At 74.2% G+C, this 20,775-nt stretch carries 18 protein-coding genes; 9 read left to right on the forward strand and 9 right to left on the reverse strand.

Going from position 1 to position 20,775, the window contains the following annotated elements; all coding sequences use genetic code 11:
- Positions 1-114 precede the first annotated feature (114 nt).
- The 3 genes from C4J65_RS27380 to C4J65_RS27390 form a co-directional block, all read right to left on the reverse strand.
- On the reverse strand, positions 115-1,401 hold the full coding sequence (locus C4J65_RS27380; protein ID WP_162833383.1) for a ribonuclease D: 1,287 nt from the start codon (positions 1,399-1,401) through the stop codon (positions 115-117).
- Positions 1,402-1,558: 157 nt separating this feature from the next.
- Complete coding sequence (locus C4J65_RS27385) at positions 1,559-2,221, reverse strand: response regulator transcription factor (RefSeq protein WP_003972894.1); 663 nt, start codon at positions 2,219-2,221, stop codon at positions 1,559-1,561.
- Positions 2,222-2,524: 303 nt separating this feature from the next.
- A complete protein-coding gene (locus C4J65_RS27390; RefSeq protein ID WP_115744778.1) occupies positions 2,525-3,241 on the reverse strand; it encodes a DUF3000 domain-containing protein in 717 nt (238 codons plus the stop codon).
- Between the two features lie 151 nt (positions 3,242-3,392).
- Between C4J65_RS27390 and hemE the strand changes: the two genes are divergently transcribed.
- Positions 3,393-4,460: a uroporphyrinogen decarboxylase gene (hemE, locus tag C4J65_RS27395; protein ID WP_115744779.1), complete on the forward strand. Its 1,068-nt coding sequence runs from the start codon at positions 3,393-3,395 to the stop codon at positions 4,458-4,460.
- Positions 4,461-4,485: 25 nt separating this feature from the next.
- On the opposite strand, the gene C4J65_RS27400 is transcribed toward hemE, so the two are convergent.
- On the reverse strand, positions 4,486-6,006 hold the full coding sequence (locus C4J65_RS27400; RefSeq protein ID WP_115744780.1) for a glycoside hydrolase family 3 N-terminal domain-containing protein: 1,521 nt from the start codon (positions 6,004-6,006) through the stop codon (positions 4,486-4,488).
- 413 nt (positions 6,007-6,419) lie between these two features.
- On the opposite strand from C4J65_RS27400, the gene C4J65_RS27405 reads away from it, so the two are divergent.
- Genes C4J65_RS27405 through C4J65_RS27425 form a run of 5 tightly spaced genes read left to right on the forward strand, consistent with a single transcriptional unit; the run spans position 6,420 to position 11,878 of the window.
- Complete coding sequence (locus tag C4J65_RS27405) at positions 6,420-7,559, forward strand: YbiU family protein (protein WP_115744781.1); 1,140 nt, start codon at positions 6,420-6,422, stop codon at positions 7,557-7,559.
- Entirely contained in the window at positions 7,541-8,869 is a 1,329-nt protein-coding gene (locus C4J65_RS27410; protein WP_115744782.1) for a DUF6271 family protein, read from the forward strand. The genes C4J65_RS27405 and C4J65_RS27410 overlap by 19 nt, the downstream gene beginning before the upstream one ends.
- Positions 8,866-10,074 carry a type III PLP-dependent enzyme gene (locus C4J65_RS27415; RefSeq protein ID WP_115744783.1) on the forward strand — a complete coding sequence of 403 codons (1,209 nt, stop codon included), beginning with the start codon at positions 8,866-8,868 and terminating at the stop codon, positions 10,072-10,074. Before C4J65_RS27410 ends, C4J65_RS27415 begins: the two co-directional genes overlap by 4 nt.
- On the forward strand, positions 10,067-10,636 hold the full coding sequence (locus tag C4J65_RS27420) for a GNAT family N-acetyltransferase (protein WP_115744784.1): 570 nt from the start codon (positions 10,067-10,069) through the stop codon (positions 10,634-10,636). The genes C4J65_RS27415 and C4J65_RS27420 overlap by 8 nt, the downstream gene beginning before the upstream one ends.
- A 6-nt stretch (positions 10,637-10,642) precedes the next feature.
- Positions 10,643-11,878, forward strand: coding sequence for an MFS transporter (locus C4J65_RS27425; RefSeq protein WP_115744785.1), 1,236 nt, complete (start codon positions 10,643-10,645; stop codon positions 11,876-11,878).
- A 57-nt stretch (positions 11,879-11,935) separates the two neighbouring features.
- Here the strand turns inward: C4J65_RS27425 and C4J65_RS27430 are convergent, their stop codons facing one another.
- Entirely contained in the window at positions 11,936-12,754 is an 819-nt protein-coding gene (locus tag C4J65_RS27430; RefSeq protein ID WP_115744786.1) for a rhomboid family intramembrane serine protease, read from the reverse strand.
- 135 nt (positions 12,755-12,889) lie between these two features.
- On the opposite strand from C4J65_RS27430, the gene C4J65_RS27435 reads away from it, so the two are divergent.
- Positions 12,890-13,252 carry a hypothetical protein gene (locus C4J65_RS27435; protein ID WP_115744787.1) on the forward strand — a complete coding sequence of 121 codons (363 nt, stop codon included), beginning with the start codon at positions 12,890-12,892 and terminating at the stop codon, positions 13,250-13,252.
- Between the two features lie 13 nt (positions 13,253-13,265).
- On the opposite strand, the gene C4J65_RS27440 is transcribed toward C4J65_RS27435, so the two are convergent.
- Positions 13,266-14,663 carry an FAD-dependent oxidoreductase gene (locus C4J65_RS27440; RefSeq protein WP_115744788.1) on the reverse strand — a complete coding sequence of 466 codons (1,398 nt, stop codon included), beginning with the start codon at positions 14,661-14,663 and terminating at the stop codon, positions 13,266-13,268.
- Between the two features lie 27 nt (positions 14,664-14,690).
- Complete coding sequence (locus C4J65_RS27445) at positions 14,691-15,656, reverse strand: DUF4349 domain-containing protein (RefSeq protein ID WP_115744789.1); 966 nt, start codon at positions 15,654-15,656, stop codon at positions 14,691-14,693.
- A gap of 175 nt (positions 15,657-15,831) precedes the next feature.
- Here C4J65_RS27445 and hemG point away from each other — a divergent pair, with 175 nt between their 5' ends.
- Positions 15,832-17,316: a protoporphyrinogen oxidase gene (gene hemG, locus C4J65_RS27450; protein WP_115744790.1), complete on the forward strand. Its 1,485-nt coding sequence runs from the start codon at positions 15,832-15,834 to the stop codon at positions 17,314-17,316.
- Between the two features lie 4 nt (positions 17,317-17,320).
- On the forward strand, positions 17,321-18,052 hold the full coding sequence (gene hemQ / locus C4J65_RS27455; RefSeq protein ID WP_003972879.1) for a hydrogen peroxide-dependent heme synthase: 732 nt from the start codon (positions 17,321-17,323) through the stop codon (positions 18,050-18,052).
- Between the two features lie 109 nt (positions 18,053-18,161).
- On the opposite strand, the gene C4J65_RS27460 is transcribed toward hemQ, so the two are convergent.
- Entirely contained in the window at positions 18,162-19,745 is a 1,584-nt protein-coding gene (locus C4J65_RS27460; protein WP_162833384.1) for an alpha/beta hydrolase, read from the reverse strand.
- 115 nt (positions 19,746-19,860) lie between these two features.
- On the reverse strand, positions 19,861-20,658 hold the full coding sequence (locus C4J65_RS27465; RefSeq protein WP_115744792.1) for a TIGR04222 domain-containing membrane protein: 798 nt from the start codon (positions 20,656-20,658) through the stop codon (positions 19,861-19,863).
- Between the last annotated feature and the right edge of the window lie 117 nt (positions 20,659-20,775).

Genomic DNA, 20,775 nt, shown 5'->3' on the forward strand with positions numbered 1-20,775 from the left:
GCGAAGGTCACACCGCGCGTCACACCGTCGGAGGACCGACCAACCGGTTTGCGTCCCCGGTCGCTCATCCCGGGATCTGGCCAAAACCCGCCGTCGACCCGCCCGTCGTCCCCGCTACGCCGCCTCCCGGGCCAGCGCCGCCACCAGCACCGGTGTCACCTGCTCCACCTGCCAGGGCCGGGCCCCGTGTCCGGCGAGGGCCGCGCCCACGGACTCGGCGTCGACGGTCGCGGGCGGCTCCCAGCAGACCCTGCGCACCGTGTCGGGCGTGATCAGGTTCTCCTGGGGCATGCTCAGCCGCTCGGCCAGCGCCGTCACCGCCGCGCGCGCCGCGGTCAGCCGGGCCGCGGCGGCCGGGTCCTTGTCGGCCCAGGCCCGTGGTGGCGGCGGGCCGGTCACCGGCTGGCCGGGCTGCGGCAGCTGCGACTCGGACAGCGCCCTGGCCCGGTCGACCGACAGCTGCCACTGCTCCAGCTGCCGGCGGTTCACCCGCCCGAACCCGTTCAGCGCGGCCAGCGCGTGCGCGTTGGGCGGCAGCGCGAGCGCGGCCTCGACGATGGCCGCGTCGCCGAGCACCTTGCCGGGGGAGACGTCCCGGCGCTGCGCGATCCGGTCCCGGGCCTGCCACAGCTCCCGCACCACGGCGAGCTGGCGGCGCCTGCGCACCTTGTGCATGCCGGACGTACGGCGCCACGGGTCCTTGCGCGGCTCGGGCGGCGGGGCCGACGCGATCGCGTCGAACTCCTGCCGGGCCCACTCCAGCTTGCCCTGCCGGTCCAGCTCCTTCTCCAGGGCGTCCCGCAGGTCCACCAGCAGCTCGACGTCGAGCGCGGCGTAGCGCAGCCAGGGCTCGGGCAGCGGGCGCGTCGACCAGTCGACGGCCGAGTGGCCCTTCTCCAGGACGAAGCCCAGGACGTTCTCCACCATCGCGCCGAGGCCGACGCGCGGGAATCCGGCGAGCCGCCCGGCCAGCTCGGTGTCGAAGATGCGGGTGGGCACCATCCCTATGTCCCGCAGGCACGGCAGGTCCTGGGTGGCCGCGTGCAGCACCCACTCCGCGTCGGCGATCGCCGCACCGAGACCGGAGAGGTCGGGGCAGGCCACCGGGTCGATCAACGCGCTCCCCGCGCCCTCGCGGCGCAGCTGCACCAGGTACGCGCGCTGGCCGTAGCGGTACCCGGAGGCGCGCTCGGCGTCGACGGCGACGGGGCCGCTGCCGGCGGCGAAGGCGGCGGTCACCTCGGCGAGGGCGTCGGCGTCGGCGATCACCGGCGGAATGCCCTCGCGTGGTTCGAGCAAGGGGATCGGCGCCCGGCTCACAGAAGATCCGGCGTCTTCCGGAGGGGCGCCTCCGGTGGTTCGCAGTGGACGGTCTGCTGCGGTTTCGTGGGCGTCGGTCACCTGTCAAGGGTATCGGTGGATCGACGGAGCCCGCCGACGGAACGTTCCGTCGGCGGGCTCCGGGGGGTCGTAAACCAGTCAGGTCAGTGAAAGACCGGCTTCACGGGGCGTCGTCGGGGGAGTGGGGGTGGGAGTGGGGAGCGGGAGCTCGGAGCCGTCAGTGGATGATGCCCGTGCGCAGGGCCACCGCGACCATCCCGGCGCGGTCGCCCGTGCCGAGCTTGCGGGCGATGCGGGCCAGGTGGCTCTTCACGGTCAGGGCGGACAGGCCCATCGAGACGCCGATCGCCTTGTTCGACTGGCCCTCCGCGACCAGTCGCAGCACCTCGACCTCGCGGCCGGAGAGCTCGCGGTAGCCGCCCGGGTGGCTCGGGGCGCCCGGGGGGCGGCGGTGCAGACGGGCGGCGGCGGCGCCGATGGGGGCGGCGCCCGGCCGGGTGGGGAGCCCGACGTTGGTACGGGTGCCGGTGACGACGTAGCCCTTGACGCCGCCGGCGAGGGCGTTGCGGACGGCGCCGATGTCGTCGGCGGCGGACAGGGCGAGCCCGTTGGGCCAGCCCGCGGCACGGGTCTCCGACAGCAGGGTCAGGCCGGAGCCGTCGGGGAGATGGACGTCCGCGACGCAGATGTCGCGGGGGTTGCCGATGCGGGGACGAGCCTCCGCGACGGACGAGGCCTCGATGACGTCGCGCACACCGAGCGCCCACAGATGGCGGGTGACGGTGGAACGGACGCGCGGGTCGGCCACGACCACCATGGCGGTCGGCTTGTTCGGGCGGTAGGCGACCAGGCTTGCAGGCTGCTCGAGGAGAACGGACACCAGGCCTCCTGGGGTGCGGGGACGGGGGCCGGCTCATGGGGTTTAAGCCGGGACGAACCGTGCTTTCAAGGTCACAGTCGTCTTCGGCACCGAACGCGTCCGCCTTTAGAGAATGATCACGATCTGGTGAGTAACAATCCGAGCAATTCGGACACGCTGTCGATCATTCGAAGATCGAACGGTTCCGTACTTTGTCGATACGAGGCCGAAAGTGGCCGTGTCGACAAAGTGACGGAACCCCCTCCAGGCCTGCGGACCCCCTGTCCGGAACGATGAACGACGGCTGGTGGAGGGGCGTGGAGGTCAGCGCGACTGCGGGCCGCGCCGCTGCGGCAGCGTCACGACCGAGGCGTCGCCCGGCGCCGCCGGGGGCAGACCCGCGACCTGGGCCAGCAGATCGCACCACGAGGAGAGGTGCGCCGCGGTGTCCGGGACGCCGCCGAGACCCTCGCGCGGCGTCCAGGACGCCCGGATCTCGATCTGCGAGGCGGAGGGGCGGGCCGAGAGCCCTCCGAAATAGTGGGAACTCGCACGCGTGACCGTGCCGCTGGGCTCCCCGTACGTGAGCCCGCGGGCCTGGAGCGCGCCGGTCAGCCAGGACCAGCACACGTCCGGCAGCAGCGGGTCCGCCGCCATCTCCGGTTCCAGTTCCGCCCGCACCAGCGTCACCAGCCGGAAGGTCCCGTGCCAGGCGTCGTGCCCGGCCGGGTCGTGCAGCAGTACCAGCCGCCCGTCCGCCAGGTCCTCGTCGCCGTCCACGACCGCGGCCTCGAGCGCGTACGCGTGCGGGGCGAGCCGCTGCGGTGCGCGGGTCGCCTCCACCTCGATCTGCGGCCGCAGCCGCGCGGCCCGCAGCGCCTCCACGGCGGCCGCGAAGGCCGGGGGTGCCGTACTTCCGTCGCCCCCGCCGCTTGTGTTGCCTCCGTTGTGACTCTCTTTGTGCCGGGCCTCTTCCTCGGTCCCCTCCGCCTCGTCCATTCCGCCAGCGCCGTCCGACAGTCGTCCCTGAGCCGCAGCCATGCGGGGAACATTAAGCGGAACGGCGGCCCGGCGCAGGGAGGGACACCCGCGTGCGGACGCGATGTCCGGATCACGCGGCCTCGCGGGGGCGTGCGGGAGGCGTCCCACCCGTGGTCCGGTGCCGTCCGGGGGACATGCGAGACTTGCCGGTGTGAGTGCCAACCAGAGCCCCGCGGGCCAGCCGCCGACCGCCACGTACGACTCCGCGTTCCTCAGGGCGTGCAGGCGTGAGCCGGTGCCGCACACCCCGGTGTGGTTCATGCGGCAGGCCGGGCGCTCACTGCCGGAGTACCTGAAGGTGCGCGAGGGCATCCCGATGCTCGAGTCCTGCATGCGCCCGGAACTGGTCGCCGAGATCACCCTCCAGCCGGTGCGCCGGCACGAGGTGGACGCGGCGATCTACTTCAGCGACATCGTGGTCCCGCTCAAGGCCATCGGCATCGACCTCGACATCAAGCCGGGCGTCGGCCCCGTCATCGCGAACCCGATCCGCAGCCGCGCGGACCTGGCACGGCTGCGCGACCTCACCCCCGAGGACGTCTCCTACGTCACGGATGCCTTCGGCCTGCTCACCCGTGAGCTGGGCGCCACCCCGCTGATCGGCTTCGCGGGCGCCCCGTTCACCCTCGCCAGCTACCTCGTGGAGGGCGGCCCGTCCCGCAACCACGAGCACACCAAGGCCCTCATGTACGGCGACCCGCAGCTGTGGGCCGACCTCCTGGACCGGCTCGCCGGCATCACGGCCGCCTTCCTGAAGGTGCAGATCGAGGCGGGCGCGAGCGCCGTCCAGCTCTTCGACTCCTGGGTCGGCGCGCTCTCCCCCGCGGACTACCGCCGTTCGGTGCTGCCCGCCTCCCGCAAGGTCTTCGAGGCCGTCTCCGGGTACGGCGTGCCGCGCATCCACTTCGGCGTCGGCACCGGCGAACTGCTGGGCCTGCTCGGCGAGGCCGGTGCGGACGTCGTCGGCGTCGACTGGCGCGTCCCGCTGGACGAGGCGGCCCGCCGCGTCGGCCCCGGCAAGGCGCTCCAGGGCAACCTGGACCCGGCGGTCCTGTTCGCCGGCCGGGAGGCGGTCGAGACCAAGACCCGCGAGATCCTGGACGCCGCGGCGGACCTGGAGGGCCACGTCTTCAACCTCGGCCACGGCGTCCTGCCGACCACCGACCCGGACGCGCTGACCCGCCTCGTGGAGTACGTCCACACACAGACCGCCCGCTGACCCACTCGCCCGCGGAGGGTCCGGCTCAGAGCGCCGACGCGTCCGTCAGGGCCTCCGCCGCGGCAACACCCGAGGCCGCGCTCGCCCCGTGGGTGAAGATCTGGGCCGCCGCGGCGGTACCGGTGCCCGGCAGGCCCATCTCCACCACGATCGCGTCCGGGCGGGCGGCGGTCAGGCCGGTCAGGGCCCGGCTCATCCACGCGTGCCGGGCCGCGTCACGGGCCACGATCACCAGGGGGCGCCCCACGGCCGGTTCGAGGGCGCAGCTCTCCAGCGCCGTCGTCCCCTCCTCCAGCTCCTGCCCGCGCACCCGCACGGAGGTCGTACCCGGCAGGCGCTCCCGCAGCGGTTCGGCCACGCCCCACGGGGTCTCCTTGCCGATGGCCATGTTGGTCACCGGGGCCAGCTCGACCACGTGCGGGGCGGCGGTCAGCGGCAGGGCGGCCCGAGCGGCGCCGGTGAGCCGCACGGCCCGGCGGGCGGCGACGTGGCCGATGCCGTCCCCGGCCGCCGAGCCGTCGGCCCCCGACGCCCGCAGCCCGGCCGACCAGCGGGCGAACTCCCGTACCCGGCCCGCCGCCTCGGCCAGCCGCTCCTGGGGGAGCTCGCCGCCCGTCACGGCGGCCGTCAACGCCTTGACCAGGAGTGCGACGGTGGCCTCCTCGGCGCTCTCGCCGCCCACGCAGATGGCGTCCACCCCGGCGCCGACGGCCTTGACCGTGGCGCCGTCGATGCCGTAGCGGCGGGTGACGGCGCCCATCTCGATGGCGTCGCTGACGACCAGGCCGTCGAAGCCCAACTCCTCGCGGAGCAGGCCGTGCAGGATCCGCCGGCTCAGCGTGGCCGGCAGGTCGGGGTCGTAGGCCGGCACCAGCAGGTGGCCGCTCATGACCGCGCGCACGCCGGCCGCGACGGCGGCCCGGAACGGGGGCAGCGCCTGGGCGGCGATCTCGTCCCGCCCGGCCGGGTAGGACGGCAGGTCGTGGTGGGAGTCGACGGCGACGTCCCCGTGGCCGGGGAAGTGCTTGGCGCAGGCGGCGACGCCGGACGACTGGAGGCCGCGGATCCACGCGGCGGTGTGCCGGGAGACCACCTCGGGGTCCGAGCCGAAGGAGCGTACGCCGATGATCGGGTTGTCCGGGTTGGAGTTGACGTCCGCGCTCGGCGCGTAGTCGAGGCTCACCCCGGCGGTGCGCAGCTGCCTGCCGAGGTCGGCGGCGACGGCCTCGGTCAGCTCCGCGTCGTCCACGGTGCCGAGGGCGAAGTTGCCCGGCCGGGACGACCCGGTGGCGGACTCGATGCGGGTGACGTCGCCCGCCTCCTCGTCGATCGCGACGATCAGGTCGGGGTTCTCGGCGCGCAGCCTGGCGGTCAGCCGGCCGACCTGCTCGGTGGAGACGATGTTGCGGGAGAAGAGCACGACGGAGGCCAGTCCGTCGCCGATGTCGCGCAGGATCCAGTCGGGGGCCTCGGTGCCCACGAAACCCGGCTGCAGAACGGAGAGCGCGAGCCGACGCAACTCGCTGCTGTGCTTGCTGGAGGACATCGGCCGCGCCTTTCGGATGGATTCTTGGTATAGACCAAGGGGGTGCGCGTTCAGGTTAACCAGGCGTGTCAAGGGTGCCGTCGCTGAACCCGGAAGTAACAACTCGACTGGTCGGGAGGGCTGTTGACACCCCGCCTTGGTCTAGTCCATTGTGAGGCGCAAGTTCGGCGAGGGACAGATGTGACACCAGTTTCCGCGCCGGGCGCCTGCCGCGGCCGGACTGCGCAGTCCGCCGTCGCGGCGACGACTTCCGTACGACGACTTCCGTGACGACCACCCCGGACCTCGCCCCGCTCCCGCCCCGTGCCGCGAGCGGGCCCGCTGCCACCACCGACCTCATGTGCGACGGCCGACCACCGTCGCACGCACCGCCGTTGCCCGCACGGGGCGACGACGAGGATCTGGAGCACCACATGGCGACGCCCGATTCCTACCTCCACCGAGCCCCGTCGGACCTGCCCTACTTCAGTGCGGACGCCGACACCTACCTCGCCCGCACCCAGCTGCGCGACCTCGACAAGACGCGTCCGCTGCGGGTGCTGTCCGAGGAGGACTTCGCCCACTGGCAGACGTACGGCTACGTCGTCGTGAAGCAGGCGATACCCGCCGACTCCGCGCGCCGACTGCTCGACTTCGCCTGGGAGTTCCAGGGCCTGGACCCCGAACGCCCCGACACCTGGTACCAGGACCGCGAGTACCGCTCCGACCTCGACCGGGAGCTGCACATCTACGGCTTCGTCGAGGCGTACCACCACCAGCTCATCTGGGACAGCCGCCAGACGCAGCGCGTCTACGACGCCTTCGTCGACGTGTGGGACTGCGAGGAGCTGTGGGTCACCCTGGACCGGCTCAACCTCAACCCGCCCAACACGGGCAACCGCGACCGCGCCCTGATCGACAAGCCGGACCGCGGCTTCGACATCGACCTGCACTGGGACGTGGACACCACGCTCGGCGTCCTGCCCCAGCGGGTCCAGGGCATCATCGCGCTCAACGACACCAAGCCGGACCACGGCGGCTTCCAGTGCTGCCCCGAGCTGTTCCGCCGCTTCGACCGCTGGAAGGCCCTCCAGCCCGACGGCCGCGACCCGATCCGGCCCGCGATCGACCGCGAGGACATGCCCGTCGTACGGCCCGACCTGGAGGCCGGCGACCTGCTCATCTGGAACGGCCTGCTGGCCCACGGCGTCGCCCCCAACGTCTCCGGCGAGGGCGTGCGCGCGGTGCAGTACCTGTCGATGATGCCCGCGCTGGAGTCCCACCGCACCCTGCGCGACTCCCGCGTCGACTCCTGGCGCACCCTCGCCACCCCCGACTGGAACGTCACCCTCCTCGGCGACGCCCACCGGCACGAGTCCGAACGCTACGGCCCCGCCGAACTGACCGACCTCGGCGCCAGGCTGCTCGGCCTGAGGTCCTGGCACGCGGCCGCCGGCGCCGAAGGCGGCGACCAGGACAGCGAGAACAGCGACCAGGACAGCGACCAGGACAGCGACCAGGACAGCGACCGTAACGAGGCCACCGGGGACGGCGCATGCGCAGCATCTGCCTGACCCTGCCCACCAACCGGCACTGCCCGGACACCGTCGCGGCCCTGGGCGAGGAAGCCGTCTACGCCGCCGACCACTTCGACATCGATGTCCACCTGCTCGTCCTCGACTCCTGCCCGCCCGAGGAACACGCCGCCCACGCCGCCGCGTTACGGCGGCTGCCGGCCCACCCCCGGATCACGGCGCACCACCTCGACGAGGCCGCCCAGCGCGACTTCCTGACCCGGGTGGCGGCCCGCTCCGGCAGCGCCAAGCCCGAACTGCTCCTCGACCTGATGCTCCCCGACGGGGTGTCCTACGGTGCCTGCACCAACCGCGCCTTCCTGATCGCGGCCGCGCTCGGCTGCGAGTCCGTCCACCGCCGGGACTCCGACAGCCGCTACCAGAGCGTGGCCGGCCGTACCGTCTTCCCCGTCCACCACGAGCTGCTCTCCCTCGGCAAACGCGCCGCCGAGGCCGTGTCCGGCGTCACCGAGCCGGTCGCCCTCCCGGACGGCCTCCTCCAGCGACCGGTCGCCATGGTCGGCAGCTCCTTCGTGGGAGAACTCTCCGTCGACATCGCGCAGATACGGGACGCCGACCCCGCTGTCTACCACGACGTCGTCTCCCTCTGGGCCCCCGAGGGCTGGTCCGCCGAGCAGAAGCGCGCACTGGTCGAGGAGTCCTTCACCGGCGCGGGTACCGCACCCTTCACGGCGGACCACTCGCTGCTGACGGTGGTCGACCCGATGCGCGTGGACATGTGCAACATCGCCTTCCACGGGGCGACGGTCAGCGAGCGCGTGCCGCTGCCGCCCGCCCGGGACACCATCGGCAGCGACTACTTCCTCATCCACCTCGTGCACGACGCCCGGCTGCCGGGCGTGCTGCACAACCGGAACATCGTCAACTACCACACCGGCGAACGCCGGACGGAACCCGGCTTCCTCGCCTACCAGACCCGCTTCGCCAAGTTCCTGCTGTCGATGCTGTACTTCCACCACGTCTACGACCGCATGGCCGAGGCGGGCGACGCCCTGCTGGACGAACACGGCCGGGCCCGCCCCGACACCGTCGCCGCCCTGGCCCGCGAGAGCACCGGCCTCGACACCGCGGAGAACGTCCGCCGGCTCGACGCCCTCGACACCGCCTACCGCCGACTCGGCGGCAGATACGCCGACTTCGCCGACCTGCTGGCCGGCCGCCGCGCCCGCCTCCTGGACGAGGCACGCGGCGACATGGCCGACTTCGCGCTGCTGACCGAGGCGTGGGAGTCCATGGTGGCCGCGGCGAGGACCACCCCCGTCCTCCTGTCCGAGGGGCAGCCGCGGTGAGCGCCCCGACGGCCGCGGACCTCGGCGAACCCCTGGCCGCCGCGCTCGCCGCCGCCACCGAGGACCGGCTCGTCTACGACCTGGCCGGCATCGAGCGGCGCCACGACACCCTGCGGGAAGAACTGCCCGGCGTACAGGTGCGGTTCGCCATGAAGGCCTGCCCGGTCGACGAGGTGCTCGCCGCCCTGGCCGGCCGGGGCGCCGGTGCCGACGCGGCGAGCCCCGGCGAGGTCGAGCAGGCGCTGCGGGCCGGAGTGCCGGCCGGCCGCGTGCACTACGGCAACACCGTGAAGTCCGACCGGAACATCGCCGAGGCGTACCGGCTCGGCGTGCGCACCTTCGCCACCGACAGCCTCCAGGACGTGGCCGCCCTCGCCGCCCACGCACCCGGTGCCCGCGTGTTCTGCCGGGTGGCGACCGGCGGGGCGGGCGCGCTGTGGGGGCTGAGCAACAAGTTCGGCTGCCCGCCCGGCGACGCCGTCCGGGTGCTGGCGGCGGCCCGGGACGCCGGGCTCGTCCCGGCCGGCCTGTCCGTGCACGTCGGCTCCCAGCAGATGACGAGCGAGGCCTGGCACGGCGCCGTCGACGACCTGGGCGACGTGCTGCGCGCACTCGCCCGGCGCGGCATCCGCGTCGACCACGTCAACCTCGGCGGCGGCCTGCCCGCGCTCGGCTACCGCGACCGGCACGGCACCCCCCTCGACCCACCGCTGGACAAGATCTTCGCGGTGATCCGGGAGGGCATGGACGAACTGCGCCGGATCCACGGCGGCCACCTGGACTTCGTCGTCGAACCCGGGCGGCACCTCGTCGCCGACCACGGGGCGATCCGCGCCCACGTCGCCCGCCTCACCGAGCGCCGGGCGGCCGACGGCGGGCGGCGGCACTGGCTCTACCTGAGCTGCGGCAAGTTCAACGGCCTGTACGAGATGGACGCCCTGCAGTACCGGCTGGTCTTCCCGGGCCACCCCGACGGCCCGTACGTCCCGGCCGTGGTCGCCGGGCCCACCTGCGACAGCGACGACGCCTACTCCCACGAGGAGGGGCTGGTCCCGGTGCCCGCGGCGCTGTCCTCGGGCGACCCGGTCTGGGTGCTGTCCTGCGGCGCCTACGCGACCAGCTACACGACCCGGGGCTTCAACGGCTTCGCCCCGCTCCCGTACGCCTTCGCGGGCCGCCCGGAGGGGACCGGCGCCGATGACTGAGACCGTGCGCGTACGCCCCCTCGCCGACGGGGACTGGGACGCGGTCGTGGCGCTGGAGCGGGACGTCTACACCGGCCTCGGCCTGTCGGAGGGCCGGGCAGCGCTCCAGTCCAGGGCGGCGGCGTCGCCGGACACCTGCTTCGTGGTGGACGTCGGCACCCGTACGGCGGGCTACGTGCTCGCCCTGCCCTATCCGCCGCACCGCTACCCGGACCTGACGCGGACGGAGGCGGCCCGGGACGCGTTCGAGCCCGGGAACCTCCACCTCCACGACATCGTCGTCGCCCCCGGGCTGCGCCGCAGGGGGCTCGGGCGGCACCTCCTGCACCACCTCACCGCCACCGCCCGGGCACGCGGGGACGAGCGGATCTCCCTGGTCGCCGTGGGCGGCACCGAGCGGTTCTGGTCGGCGCGCGGCTTCGTGGCCGAGCCGGGGGTGGTGCCGGCCGGCGAATACGGCGGCGACGCCGTCTACATGGCCAAGCCGGTGGCGGCCGCCCGGCGGACCCGGCCCCGGCCGTCCCTCTCCCCGCCCGTCCCCACCCTGCGCGAAGTGAGCTGATTGCGCGTGACCCGTCTCCACGACCCCTTCCGGCGCGGCCAGCTGGCGATCGCCGCGCTGTTCCTGTCCCTCGGCTTCCAGTACGCCACCTGGGCCGCGCGGATCCCGGCCATCAAGACCGACCTCGGCCTGAGCGCGGCCGAGGTGGGGGTGCTCCTGATGGCCGCGGGGGTCGGGGCGGCGGTGTCCTTCCCGGCGGTGGCCTGGCTGATGCGCCGGATGGGCTCGCGGCGGCTGGCCCTGCTGTCCCAGCTGGGCCTGGCCCTGCTGCTGCTCGCCCTGGCGGCGGCGCCCAACTACCCGGTGGCCCTGCTGGTGATGTGCGCCGACGGCGTCCTCGTGGGCTGCCTGAACGTGGCCATGAACGCACAGGGCGCCGCCCTGGAGACACGGCACGAACGCAACACGATGGCGAAGCTGCACGCCGTCTTCAGCGCCGGCTCCCTGCTCGCGGCCCTGCTCGCCTCCGGCATGACCGCCGCCACCGGATCGGTCCCCGCGCACTTTGGTGTCGCCGTCGTCCTCCTCGCCGCACTGGGCCTGACGGCGCGCACCGGACTGCTCGACGAGGACGCCCCCGCCGACCGGCCGGACCCGGCCGACGACGGGGCGGCCCAGGCCGACGCCCCGGCCGCCGACGACCCGAAGCCGGTCCGCCGCCGCTGGACCGTCCCCTCGCGCCTGACCCTGTGGATGTGCTGCGCCATGGTCTTCGGCACGGTCGCCGAGGGCGCCATGAACGACTGGTCCGCCCTCTACCTGAAGGACATCGCCGAGGCCTCGGCGGAACTCGCCCCGCTCGGCATCGCCGTGGTGTCCGGGATGATGGTCGTCGCCCGCCTCTTCGCCGACGGCTGGCGCGGCCGCTGGGGCGACGGACGGGTCGTCCTGCTGGGCAGCACCGTGGCCGGTGCCGGTCTCGCCGTCGCCCTGGTCAGCGGCGGCGTCGCCCCGGCGCTCGCCGGCTTCGCCTGCATGGGCCTGGGCATCGCCGCCGTGACCCCCTGCGTCTACGCCGCCGCCGCCCGGCAGGGCTCGGACGCGCTGACCCTGGTCGCTGCCATGGGCACCACGGGGCTGCTGGCCGGGCCGCCGCTCATCGGCTTCGTCGCCGGGGCGAGCAACCTGGCCTGGGGCATGGGCGCCGTGGCCGCCTCGGCGGGCGCCGTCGCCCTGTGCAGTACCCGCATCCGCTGGACCGCCCCGGCCACCGTCGCGCCGAGCGAGGCCACCCCCGCCTGAGCACACCCCGGCCGCCGTGCACCAGCCCGCCCGCCGTGCAACCAGCCCGGCCGCCGTTCACCACCCCGGCCGCGCCCGCCGCCCGAACAGCAGCCCGGGCGGCTCCGGCGGGCGCGGGGTGCCACGCCGCAGGGGCCAGGCGATCAGCATGCCGACGACGAAGCCCACGACGTGGGCCACGTACGCCACCGTGCCCGCGTCGGACACGGCGCCGCCGGAGGAGTAGACCGCCTGGAGCCCGAACCAGAAGCCCAGCACCAGCCAGGCCGGCAGCCGCAGCGGCAGGAAGATCAGGAAGGGCACCAGCACCCAGACGCGGGCCTTCGGATACAGCACCAGATAGGCGCCGAGCACCCCGGCGACCGCGCCCGACGCGCCGATCAGCGGGGCACCCGAGTCGGCGTTGAGGAGCGCGAAGCCGTAGGTCGCCGCGTAGCCGCAGACGCCGTAGAAGAGCAGGAAGGGGACGTGGCCCATCCGGTCCTCGACGTTGTTGCCGAAGATCCACAGGAAGAGCATGTTGCCCAGCAGGTGCAGCCAGCCGCCGTGCAGGAACATCGCCGTCAGGACGCTCAGCTCCGGCGACTTGTCGTAGCCGGGCGGCGCGACCACGCAGCCGGGCCCCTGCGGGCCGACCCCCACGGCGCCGGTGGGCACCAGGCGGGGCATCCGGTGCTGGAGCAGCTCCTGCGGCACCGCCGCCCAGTGGTCCAGGAAGGCCTGGAGGTCGCACATCTGCGCGAGGCTGCCGTCGCCCGAGGCGGACCCGGCCATGCCGGGGGTGAACAGGAACACCAGGACGTTCGCGAGGATCAGGGCGTACGTCACCCACGGGGTGCGGCGCGCCGGGTTCACGTCATGGACGGGGATGACCACGAGACAGTACTGCCCGCCCGTCCGGCGGTGAACCGGTCCGCTCGTTGAACGCCCCCGTCCGTGTGTACGTATGCCCTCTCAACCGCCCGCGGCCCGGGGAAGGCGGGACGCGGGGACGACGTGAGGAAACAGGCGATGAACGAACGGGTCACACCGGCTCCGGCGATGCACGCCCTGCCCGACGGCGAGGCCGAGGTCGCCCTCGTGCTCCGCCTTCCGTGGGAGGACGTCGCCCGGCTCGGTCAGGAGGCGGGCCGGCTGGCGGCGCAGATGCAGCGGCCCGTGACACTGGACGAGGCGGTGAGCCACCGGCTGCGCTCCGCGCGCGGCGCGTCCCACGCCAAGCCGGCCGGTGAGCAGCCGCCCGCGGTACGCACCCCGGTACCGGCGACCGCCCCGGCGTCGATGGGCGCCCCGGCATCGGTGTCCTCCCTGCCGGCGCGGCCCCCGGCCGAGCAGGCACGGCAGGCCATCGACCGGATCAACGGCACCGCCTGACCGGCGGACGCCCTCAGCGCTGCCGCTCGACCTCCCGCGCCGCCTTGCGGGCGGCCACCAGCACCGGGTCCCACACCGGCGAGAAGGGCGGCGCGTAACCGAGGTCCAGGGCGGTCATCCGCTCGACCGTCATCCCGGCCGTGAGGGCCACCGCGGCGATGTCGACCCGCTTGCCCGCGCCCTCACGGCCGACGATCTGCACGCCGAGCAGCCGCCCGGTGCGCCGCTCGGCCAGCATCTTCACCGTCATGGGGGAGGCGTTCGGGTAGTAGCCCGCGCGGCTGGTGGACTCGATGGTCGCCGTCACGAACCGCAGCCCCGCCCGCAGCGCGTCCTTCTCCCGGAGGCCGGTCCGGGCGATCTCCAGGTCGCAGACCTTGCTGACCGCCGTGCCGACCACCCCCGGGAAGGTGGCGTAGCCGCCGCCCACGTTGGTGCCGACCACCTGCCCGTGCTTGTTGGCGTGCGTACCCAGCGGAATGTGCCGCTCCTGGCCGGAGACCAGGTCGAGCACCTCCACGCAGTCGCCGCCCGCCCAGATGTTCTCGTGGCCGCGCACCCGCATCGCCAGGTCGGTCAGCAGCCCGCCGTGGGCGCCGAGCGGCAGTCCCGCCGTCGCGGCGAGCCCCGTCTCGGGGCGCACACCGATGCCGAGCACCACCACGTCCGCCGGGAACTCGGCGTCCTCCGTCGCCACCGCCCGGACCCGGCCGTCGTCCCCGGTCAGCACCCCGGTGACCTCGGTGTCGTTCACCATGGTGATGCCGAGGCCCTCCATCGCCCCGTGCACCATGCGGCCCATGTCCGGGTCCAGCGTCGACATCGGCTCCCGGCCGCGGTTGACGACCGTCACCTCGTAGCCGCGGTTGATCAGCGCCTCGGCCATCTCCACGCCGATGTACCCGGCGCCGACGACCACCGCGCGACGGCCACGCGTGCGTGCCAGCGAGTCCAGCAGCGCCTGCCCGTCGTCCAGGGTCTGCACCCCGTGCACGCCGGGCGCGTCGATGCCCGGCAGCTCCGGCCGGACCGGCCGGGCCCCGGTCCCGATCACGAGCTTGTCGTACGGCGTCCAGGACTCCGCCCCGGAATCGACGTCACGCGCGCGGACCCGCCCGCCGGCCACGTCGATCTCCGTGACCTCGGTGCGCATCCTGAGGTCGATGTCCCGGGCGCGGTGCTCCTCGGGGGTGCGCGCGATCAGTGCCTCCCGTTCGGTCACGTCGCCGCCGACCCAGTACGGGATGCCGCACGCCGAGAACGAGCTGAAGTGACCGCGCTCGAACGCCACGATCTCCAGCTCGTCCGGGCCCTTCAGCCGGCGTGCCTGCGACGCCGCGGACATGCCCGCGGCGTCGCCGCCGATCACCACCAGCCGCTCGCTCTTCCCGTCCCCGGCGCTCATGTTCATGCGGACACGCTACGTGGGCGGGATCCTTCAGTCCCGCGCCCCGGGCTCCCCGCCGCGCGGTGCCTCCGGACGGCGCGGCAGCCGGGGGCGTACGACCCGCAGCCACAGCAGCGCGAGCAGCGCCGCCACCGCGGCGAACGGTGCCACCGCGCCCAGTACCACCGCCACCCAGCGCAGCATCGTCACGAAGGCGTCCCAGCCGCCGGCCAGCGCGTCCGTGAACCCCGGGTCCTCGTCCTCCTTCTTCTCCTCGTGCCGCACCGGTGTCTCCGACAGGGAGAGGGTGATCGTGGCCAGGCTCGTGCGGTCCCTCAGGGCCGCCTGCCGGGCGAGCAGCGCCTCCAGCTCCGCCTGACGGGTGCTCAGCTCGCCCTCCAGGCTCACCACGTCGCTCAGCTGCGTCGCCCGGTCCATCAGCTCGCGGACCCGGGCCACGCTCGCGCGCTGCGACTTCACGCGGCTGTCCACGTCCACCACCTGGTCGGTGACGTCCTCGGCCTTCGCGTCGCGCCGGAGCAGCTTCCCGGCGCCCTCCAGATCGTCGAGCACGTCCTCGTAGCGCTCCACGGGCACGCGCAGCGTCACCTCCGTCCGTTCGTGGCCCTCCGCGTCGCGGGTGGTGGACTCGTCGCCGACGTAGCCGCCGGCGTTCTCGGTCGCGGTCCGGGCCGCGTCGAGCGCCTTGGGCGTGTCCTTGACCTGAACGCTCAGGGAGACGGTGCGGATGATGTGGGTCGGCGTGAGCTTCGGCGGCGCGCTCGCCCCGGCCCGGTCGGCCCCGCCCTCACCGGCCGCGCCGGCCCGCCCGTCGGCCTGCGAGCCCTCCGCCTGCGAGCCCTGCTGCGGTGCGGCCGCCTTGGCGTTGCCGCCCGCGTCGGAGCCCGCGTCCGAGCCGCTGCAGCCGGTGACGGCGAGCGCCGTGGCCAGCAGCAGGCCGGCCAGGGCCCGGGCGGCCGGCAGGGACCTTCTCGTCGTTGTCCGTCGTGCCTGCATCGTGGGTACCCCCCGGTCGTGGCGACTGATGTCTCTATGACGCACGAGGGGGCTCGTACGACGGCGCGGAACGGTCCCGAAGAGATCACGGTCCGGACTCGCGGGACCTGTGGGCCGCCCGGCGGGGCCGTTCGGCCCCCGGGGCTGTGCCGGCGGGGTCTGAGACGCTGGGGGCATGAGCGCAAGCGAGACCCCCGCGGGTGGGTTCCCCCCGGAGCAGGGACCCGGACACGTAGTCGTCGTCGGAGCCGGTATCGCCGGTCTGGCCGCCGCCCACCGCCTCCTGGAGGGCGGCGCCCGGGTGACCGTCCTGGAGGCGTCCGGCCGCGTCGGCGGCAAGCTGCTGCCCGGCGAGATCGCCGGCGTACGCGTCGACCTCGGCGCCGAGTCGATGCTGGCCCGCCGCCCCGAGGCCGTCGGCCTGGCCCGCGCCGCCGGACTCGCCGACCGCCTCCAGCCGCCGTCCACCGCGACGGCCTCCCTGTGGACCCGCGGTGCCCTGCGCCCCATGCCCAAGGGCCACGTCATGGGCGTCCCCGGCACCGCCGCCGCCCTGTCCGGCGTGCTCTCCGAGGAGGGCCTCGCCCGCATCGGGCGCGACGCCGAACTGCCCCGCACCGAGGTCGGCGACGACGTGGCCGTGGGGGAGTACGTCGCCGCGCGCCTGGGCCGCGAGGTCGTCGACCGCCTCGTCGAGCCGCTCCTGGGCGGCGTCTACGCGGGCGACGCCTACCGCATCTCCCTGCGCTCGGCCGTACCGCAGCTCTTCGAGGCCGCCCGCACCCACCCCTCGCTCACCGAGGCCGTCCGCGCCCTCCAGGGCCGCACGGCCACCTCACCGCCGAGCGGCCCGGTCTTCATGGGCATCGAGGGCGGCATCGGCACCCTCCCGCTCGCGGTCGCCGAGTCGGTCCGCGCGCGCGGCGGCGAGATCGTCACGCAATCGCCCGTCACCGAGCTGCGCCGCACCGCCTCCGACGGCTGGCGCATCGTCGCGGGCGACCGGGTGCTGCACGCCGACGCGGTCGTCGTCGCCGCCCCGGCCGGGCCCGCCGCCGAGCTGCTGCGCGCCGAGGCGCCCGCCGCCGCGGCCGAGCTGTCCGCGGTGGAGTACGCCTCGATGGCCCTGATCACCCTCGCCTATCGCCGCTCCGAGGCCGCCGCGCTCCCCGAGGGAAGCGGCTTCCTCGTACCGCCGGTCGACGGGCACACCATCAAGGCGTCCACCTTCGCCTCCCGCAAATGGGGCTGGATCGCCGAGGAGGACCCGGACCTGGTCGTCCTGCGTACCTCGGTGGGCCGGTACGGCGACACGGAGATCCTCGGCCGCGACGACGCGGGCCTCGTCGCCGTCTCCCGGCACGACCTCGCCGAGGCCACCGGCCTGACCGCCGCGCCCGTCGCCACCCGCGTCACCCGCTGGCAGGACGGCCTGCCGCAGTACCCCGTCGGCCACCACGCGCGCGTGGCCCGCGTCCGCGAGCACGTCGCGAAACTCCCCGGCCTCGCGGTGTGCGGCGCCGCCTACGACGGCGTCGGCATCCCGGCGAGCATCGCGAGCGCGTACGCGGCCGTCGACCAGATCCGGGGCGACCTCGCCGGTGTGGAGGAGCTCACGGCCCACCCGGTGCAGAGCCTGCACGGCGGAGCGGGAGAATAGGGCCATGAGTGACGACGCCTCCACCCCCGCGGCCGAGCGCATCCCCAACAAGGGCAAGCTGGCCAAGGACCTCAACGAGGTCATCCGCTACACCCTCTGGTCCGTCTTCAAGCTCAAGGACACCCTCCCCGAGGACCGCGCCGGGTACGCCGACGAGGTCCAGGAGCTGTTCGACCAGCTCGCCGCGAAGGACGTGACGATCCGCGGCACCTACGACCTGTCCGGGCTGCGCGCCGACGCCGACCTGATGATCTGGTGGCACGCCGAGACCGCCGACCAGCTCCAGGAGGCGTACAACCTCTTCCGCCGCACGAAGCTCGGCCGTGCGCTGGAACCGGTCTGGTCGAACATGGCGCTGCACCGCCCCGCCGAGTTCAACCGCTCGCACATCCCGGCCTTCCTGGCCGACGAGACGCCGCGGAACTACATCAGCGTCTACCCGTTCGTGCGCTCCTACGACTGGTACCTGCTGCCCGACGAGGACCGCCGCCGCATGCTCGCCGACCACGGCAAGATGGCTCGCGGCTACCCGGACGTGCGCGCCAACACGGTCGCCTCCTTCTCGCTGGGCGACTACGAGTGGATCCTCGCCTTCGAGGCCGACGAACTGCACCGCATCGTCGACCTCATGCGCCACCTGCGCGGCTCCGAGGCCCGCCGCCACGTCCGCGAGGAGATCCCGTTCTACACGGGGCGCCGCAAGGACATCGGCGAGCTGGTCGCCGGGCTGGCCTGATCGACGGGCGTGGTTGTCGGGTGGGCCGGGGGTCCGGGGGTTGTCCCCCGGGAGATGCAGCACGGGGCGCCGCAAGGACATCGGCGAGCTGGTCGCCGGGCTCGCCTGATCAGGCCCTTGGCTTCGGCTCCGGGCGCGGGGCGCACGACGTGTCCCGCGCCGGGAGGCGGCCGTCCAGCAGGTACGCCTCCAGGTGGCCGTTGACGCAGTCGTTCGGCCCGCCCGCGATGCCGTGCGTCCCGGCGTCCCGCTCGGTCACCAGCACCGAACCCGCCAGCCGCCGCCGCAGCTCCAGCGCACCCTCGTACGGCGTCGCCGCGTCCCGTTCGGCGGCCAGGACCAGTGTCGGCGGCAGCTCGCCCGGCGCGGTGCGCACGTCGAGCGGCTGCTGCCGGGGCACCTGCCAGTAGGCGCACGGCAGGTTGGTCCACACGTTGTCCCAGGTCTCGAACGGCGCCCGGCGGGCCAGCCGGGTGTTGTCCCGGTCCCAGACCTCGAAGTCGGTCGGCCAGGGCGCGTCGTTGCACTCGACGGCCGTGTACACGGCGTTGGAGTTCTCCGACCGGACCGCGCCCTCCGCGGTCCGCGTGCCCGCCTGGTCGACCAGCGGCTGCGGATCGCCCTTCAGGTACGCCGACAGCGCCTCGGCGCGGTGCGGCCAGTAGTCGTCGTAGTACCCGGCCCGCAGGAACGCCCCCTGCAACTGCGCGGGCCCGACCGTCCCGCCCGCCGGCTCCGCCGCCAGCCGTGCGCTCGCCTCCTCGTAGGAGTCCTGCACCTGCCTCGCCGTGTCCCCGAGTCCGTACACGGCGTCGTGCTCGGCGACCCACTCCTTGAAGTCGTCCCAGCGGTCCTCGAACGCCTCCGACTGGTCCAGGTTGTTGCGGTACCAGACCTGCTCGGGGTCCGGGTTCACCGCCGCGTCGAACACCATCCGCCGCACGTGCGAGGGGAACAGCTCGGCGTACAGCGCGCCGAGGTAGCTGCCGTACGACGCGCCCATGAACGTGAGCCGCCGCTCGCCCAGCGCGGCGCGGACGACCTCCAGGTCCCGGGCGTTGTTGAGCGAGTGGTAGTGCCGCAGCGCGTCCCCGCCCCGCTCCGCGCAGTCGCGCGCGTACGCCTCGGCCTCGCCGGCGCGCTGCCTCTTGTACGCGTCCGAGGGCCGCGTCGGCGCGGGCCGGGGCCCCTTGAAGAAGTCCCCGGGGTCCTGGCAGGACAGCGGCGCGGAGGGCGCGACCCCGCGCGGGGCGTATCCGACGAGGTCGTAGGCGGCGGCGATGCGCTTCCACTCGGGCACCATGCCCACCAGCGGGAAGTACAGCCCCGAGGCCCCGGGGCCGCCCGGGTTGTACAGGAGGGCGCCCTGGCCGGGGACCTCGCGTCCGCCGCCGTCCGGGTCCTTGTGCGTGGCCCGCACCCGGCTGACGGTCAGCTCGATCCGCTTCCCGTCGGGATGGGCGTAGTCCAGCGGCACGGTCACGGTGCCGCAGCGGATGCCGTCCGGCAGCTCCTCCGCCTTCGGGCACCTGCCGAAGTCCACCCCGGCCGCCGCCGCGCGCCGGGCCGCCACGGCGGTGCCGAGCGCCTCGGCGGACCCGGGACCGGCCGGGGGCGCCGCCTGGGCGGGGGCGGCGGCGAGGGTGGTCAGCAGCAAGGACCCGGCGGCCGAGTAGAGGGCGGCAGCTCGCATCGCGTATCCCTTCGGTGCACGGTGTGACACAAGGGATGTTTGGTGCGGCGGCCGGGCGGGGCAAGCACCGCCCGCGGGTGTCGGCGCCGAGTGCCCCCGTACGCCCCCCGGAGCGTCAGGCCCGGCGCTCCCAGTGGTCGCCGGTGTACTTCTCGCGGTGGGCGAAGGCCGCCCGCAGGTCCGGTTCGCCGATCGCGTGCACGCCGCGCACGGCGACCGAGGTGAGGAAGGTCCGGTCGTCCGCCGTGCCGTCGGCCTGTCGGACGAGGGCGCCGACCAGCCGTTGCCCGGCGGGGGAGGCCCAGCGCGAGTACGGGTGGATCTCCATCCGCATGATGGCCAGGCACCCCAGGGTCAGGACGAGCGGCAGCGCGAACCAGACGGCGATCAGGAGGCGCGGTTCGGTGGCGGGCAGCGGCAGCGCCAGGGCGACCAGGCCGAGCGCGCACACCGTCACCGCGGCGACCCGCACCCGCCGCACCCCGGCCGCGATCCCCCGGGCACCGCCGTCGGGTACGGCGAGGCCCGCTCCCACCAGCCGGTCGGCCAGGCCCCGCACCGAGTCGGCGGCGGCCGCGGCGGCCCGTACCGGCGCTATCCGGGACTGTCCCCCGGGGCCTATCGCCCCGATGACCGACCGCTCCATGTCGTCCCGGCCGCACGGGTCCACCACGGTCGCCCAGCCGGTGTGCGCGAGCAGCAGCCGCCGCTGACGCGCCATCGAGACCAGCGTCAGGTCCGCCACCCGCCGCGGACCACCGGACAGGAACGCCGCCTCGTACAGCGTCAGCGTGTGTTCACGGTCGACGGCGCGCGGTTCCACGGCCGCCGCGCGCACGGCCGCCAGACACAGCCGCAAGCACGCGAGGCCGGCGACGGCCCAGGCCGACAGGAGGAAAAGGACCCAGAACATGCCGTACTTCTATGCCAAAGGCTTTCGCCGGCGCCATGCCCTTTTCACATTCCGGGACGCAGCTTTGTGAGTATGTGACGTTCCGCCTGATGATGTCCGTACGCTGCCGAGCGGGAT

Origin of the sequence: Streptomyces sp. CB09001 (assembly GCF_003369795.1) — a bacterium.
In the GTDB taxonomy this organism is placed as follows: domain Bacteria; phylum Actinomycetota; class Actinomycetes; order Streptomycetales; family Streptomycetaceae; genus Streptomyces.